The sequence below is a fragment of the Romboutsia sp. genome (assembly GCF_035470145.1).
Lineage (GTDB): Bacteria > Bacillota > Clostridia > Peptostreptococcales > Peptostreptococcaceae > Romboutsia_D.
Genome location: NZ_DATIRC010000410.1, coordinates 1 through 4,306 on the forward strand (window position 1 = coordinate 1; position 4,306 = coordinate 4,306).

General features: G+C 27.0%; 5 protein-coding genes. 4 read left to right on the forward strand and 1 reads right to left on the reverse strand.

All coding sequences use genetic code 11. The annotated features are described in order from the left end of the window. Positions 1-145 precede the first annotated feature (145 nt). Both VLM92_RS16140 and VLM92_RS16145 read left to right on the forward strand, forming a co-directional pair. Positions 146-829 carry a response regulator transcription factor gene (locus VLM92_RS16140; RefSeq protein ID WP_325277345.1) on the forward strand — a complete coding sequence of 228 codons (684 nt, stop codon included), beginning with the start codon at positions 146-148 and terminating at the stop codon, positions 827-829. Next, positions 829-2,262: a HAMP domain-containing sensor histidine kinase gene (locus tag VLM92_RS16145; protein ID WP_325277346.1), complete on the forward strand. Its 1,434-nt coding sequence runs from the start codon at positions 829-831 to the stop codon at positions 2,260-2,262. The genes VLM92_RS16140 and VLM92_RS16145 overlap by 1 nt, the downstream gene beginning before the upstream one ends. A gap of 234 nt (positions 2,263-2,496) precedes the next feature. Here the strand turns inward: VLM92_RS16145 and VLM92_RS16150 are convergent, their stop codons facing one another. Beyond that, entirely contained in the window at positions 2,497-2,775 is a 279-nt protein-coding gene (locus tag VLM92_RS16150; protein WP_325277347.1) for a hypothetical protein, read from the reverse strand. Between the two features lie 219 nt (positions 2,776-2,994). On the opposite strand from VLM92_RS16150, the gene VLM92_RS16155 reads away from it, so the two are divergent. Further along, positions 2,995-3,249, forward strand: coding sequence for a hypothetical protein (locus VLM92_RS16155; protein ID WP_325277348.1), 255 nt, complete (start codon positions 2,995-2,997; stop codon positions 3,247-3,249). A gap of 476 nt (positions 3,250-3,725) precedes the next feature. Next, a partial coding sequence (locus tag VLM92_RS16160; RefSeq protein ID WP_325277349.1) for a carbonic anhydrase occupies positions 3,726-4,306 on the forward strand: 581 nt, incomplete at its 3' end.

Below are 4,306 nucleotides of genomic sequence, written 5' to 3' on the forward strand. Positions count from 1 at the left end.
GCTTTTAAATTTGCCCTTAAGCAATTAGATATAGATGTAACAACCTAACCTTACTAAATGCTTTAGTTTCCATGCTAAAGCATTTTTCTTTTTAAATTATTACTAGAGATTACAATTGATTTTACAAAAGAGGAGAGTGGAGAAATTGTCAAATACATTAATTTTGATATGTGATGATCAACAATCAGTACATGAAACAATAGGGGAATATTTAAAAATAGAGGGAATGGACTATATATCTGCATATGATGGATTAGATGCACTAAAAAAAGCAAAGACTATAAAACCAGATTTAATACTATTAGACTTAATGATGCCAAAAATATTTGGAACTGATGTGTGTAAAGAAATACGTAAAAATAGTGATGTACCAATCATTATGCTTACAGCAAAATCAGAAACTATAGATAAAATAATTGGGTTAGAGCTAGGTGCAGATGATTATATTGCAAAGCCATTTTCCCCAAGGGAAGTTGTAACACGTATAAGAACTGTATTAAGACGAACAAGTAATGTGAGTAAGCTAAGTAACTGTGTTAAATATGAGGACCTTGAAATAAACTTAGATAGTCATGAGGTTTATGTTAAAGGTGAATTATTAAAAATTACACCAAAGGAAATTAAAATATTTTATATGCTTGCTTCTAATGCAGGCAATATTTTAAACAGAGAACATATACTATCTGAAGTTTGGGGATATGATTACTTTGGAGACACTAGAGTTGTAGATACTCAAATTAAAAGACTCAGAAAAAAACTTCCAACAGATGATTTAAAATGGGAAATTAAATCAATATATGGAGTAGGTTATAAGTTTGAGGTATCATAATGAAAAAAAGTATATTAAACAGATTATTTAAAATAATAATTGCAACAGCCATAGGTGCAGTAGTTGCTACAATATTTTTTTGTAGCTTTACAATAAAACAACATTTTTTAAGTGTCAATATGAATGAGATTCAACAAAAAATAAATACCATTGCTAATGACTTTGTAGATAATGATTTTAGTTTAAATAATATATTAGATTCAAGTCTAATGGAATCTTCCATTATTCAATGCTATGATACATCAAAAAAAGAAATTTCAAATGAATATAATCACGAAAAATTTACAGATGATGAGGTTAACAAAGCCCTAGAACCATATATAGGTACAGTTTTAAATGGAAACTCTATAAAAGGAGTAACTAAACTGTATGGGCTAAGTAATGATGTAATACTTGTAGGTCAACCTATAAAAAGTGAAGGAAATATAATAGGTGCTATATTTATAATTAAACTTGCTGAGGATATTACTTCATCATTAAAAGGATTTTATATAGTTTTAGCAGTAAGTATGATTTTAGCACTAATATCTATAATAATACCATTATATATATTTACAAAAAGAATGCTTAAACCATTAGATAATATGACTAAGTCTGTAATAGCTATGTCACAAGGCGATTTTTCTAGTAGAATAGAACAATACCAAGAAGATGAAATAGGAGAACTTGTAAGTGCATTTAACTACTTAGCAACAAAACTAGAAGAAAATGATAAACAAGCGAAACTACTAGAACAAACTAGAAGAGATTATATAGCGAATGTATCTCATGAATTAAAAACTCCAGTTACGTCTATACGCGCAGTTGCAGAAACCTTAAATGATGATATATTTTTAGAAAAAATTGATAAGAAAAAATATTATAGTATGATACTTAGAGAATCTATGAGATTAGAATTACTTATTAAAGATATGTTAGAGTTGTCGAGATTACAATCGGGAAATGTAGCGCTTGAAAAATCTTTGGTAAATGTGCAGTCAATGATATTAGAAGCTACACAAGAATTTGAAATTATGGCTGATGATTTAGAAATAACTTTTAATATAGCACATAACTTAAATGATATTTCAGATGTATTTACTAATAAAAATCGTATAATACAAGTACTTGTAATATTATTAGATAATGCTTTTAAATTTACTCCAATTGAAGGAAGTGTAAGTGTAGAAGTTGTAGATGAGAAAGATCTTATAAAAGTGAGTGTATGTGATACAGGAGTAGGTATTGATAAGGAAGATATACCATTTGTTTTTGATCGATTCTACAAAGTGGATAAAGCTCATGCTTTAACAGGGACAGGCATAGGGTTATCTATAGCTTCTGAGATTATGAGTCATTTAGATGAAAAAATATATGTAAAGTCGGAAATAGGAAAAGGTTCAAGTTTTACTTTTACAATACATAAAAAAGATAAAAAGCACTTAGATGTATAGGAACAAATTATAAAAATTAATATACCAAGAGTGTTTAAATTTTAAATTAAAGTCATGAAGGCTTCAAAATCTTTATGGCTTTTTAATATAGTAAGTTATAATCCCAACTGCTAAACTTGAATTAGTTCGCCCACACGTGGATCAAGCAACGGGCCTGTTTTTTGAGCGACGCATGGGCGAAGTACTTTAGGCCGTTGGCGACATGACGAAGCGAAATTTTTATATTTAAAAGAATTAAATAACTATATTTTTTTGAATATAGTTTAAAGATTTACTCATACTGTTAAATACTTTTTTAGAAATCATTAACCGTTCAATTCCTGGATACATCCCTTTTAAGTCGAATACCTTATCTATTTTTATTTCTATATAATCGTCAATAATGCTTATGTATATACATTTTGTATATTTGCTACAACATTTGAATATAACTAATTTATTAGCAGTAGTTTTTACTAACGTAAATCTATGCAGGTTCAAATTAGATTTTAAGTAATTCATAAAATCATCCATGGTTTAAATCTCCTTGTAGTTATTATAAGTAATAGTATTGACATATTTTTCATTTTATATATTACTTCAGAGAAAATAATTTATTCAGTAAGGATAAGTATAAAAAAATAAAGATATTAGAGGATTGTAAAAAAAATAGATTTATTAGCTTTTATAGTGATTTATGTGTATAATAATTAAATACAATCTGTTGTAAAAACATATACTTAAGGAGATTTTATGATAAAAAGAGAATTTGAAATAAATGATATAGCATATCTTGCTAAAGACAGAAGAATAAAGGTACATGTTGATGGTAGTGATACGTATACTAAAAATATATCTTTAAGAGCGGGAGATGCGGTTAAAATACTAGACTTCTATGAAATTGAAAAGTATGGATATTCATATGAAGCTGAATTTAAAAAAGATGGTACATCATACATTATAAGAAAACACTTGAGTCAATCAGACTTAAGACCTAAAAAAGCTTAATAATTAGTATATAATAGGAGTGAGCCCATAAACGTCTAGCTAAAATAATTAACGGTTTATGGGCTTATTTTGTTGCCATGTTGTAGAAAAGTAAATATAGATATTTTTATGTATTAAACTTATTTTTATATTAAACGGAGGGATAAATATGGAGAATTATAGTAAAAGCGCAACTGAAAAAAGCTGAGGAAGGTTATCATCCTAAAATATTCCTAGTAGAAACAAATACTATAATAATTATACCATAAATAAAAAGCAATAAAAAATACCTACTTATAGGTATTACAAATAAACTAATAGTTGATGGTATTATTTAGTGGACTAATTTTTATTATTATATTATACTATACTAAATCTATAAAATATACAATATTTGACACACATAAATAAAACAGTTATTAATATTAAATTATGAGCAAATTTTAATTCAACAAGAGGATAAAATATATTAGAATTAGAAGGGAGAATTATTAATTATGAATGGTAAGACGAAAAAATTAGATAAAATATTAAAATATAATCGTGAGTTTGTAAAAAATAAAGAATATGAAAAATATGAAACATCAAAAGAACCAGATAAAAAAATTGTAGTATTATCTTGCATGGATACTAGATTAACAGATTTATTGCCAAAGGCTATGAATCTTAAAAATGGAGATGCAAAAATAATAAAAAATGCAGGAGCAGCTATAATGCATCCTTTTGGGAGTATTATGAGAAGTATCGCTGTAGCAATTTATGAATTTGAAGTAGAAGAGGTATTAATTATTGGACATCATGGGTGTGGTATGTGCAACTTAAATACAGATGATTTATTAAATAAAGTTGCACATAGAGGTATATCAAATGAAACGATAAATATGCTTTCAAATGCGGGTATAGATGTAAAGAAATGGCTACATGGATTTGAATCTGTAGAAGAATCTATACAAGATAGTGTGGAACGTATTAAAAATCACCCATTAATTCCTAAGGATGTAATAGTACATGGTCTAGTTATTTGTCCTGAAACAGGCAAAATAGATATCGTAGTCGATGGATATAAAAATACATATAA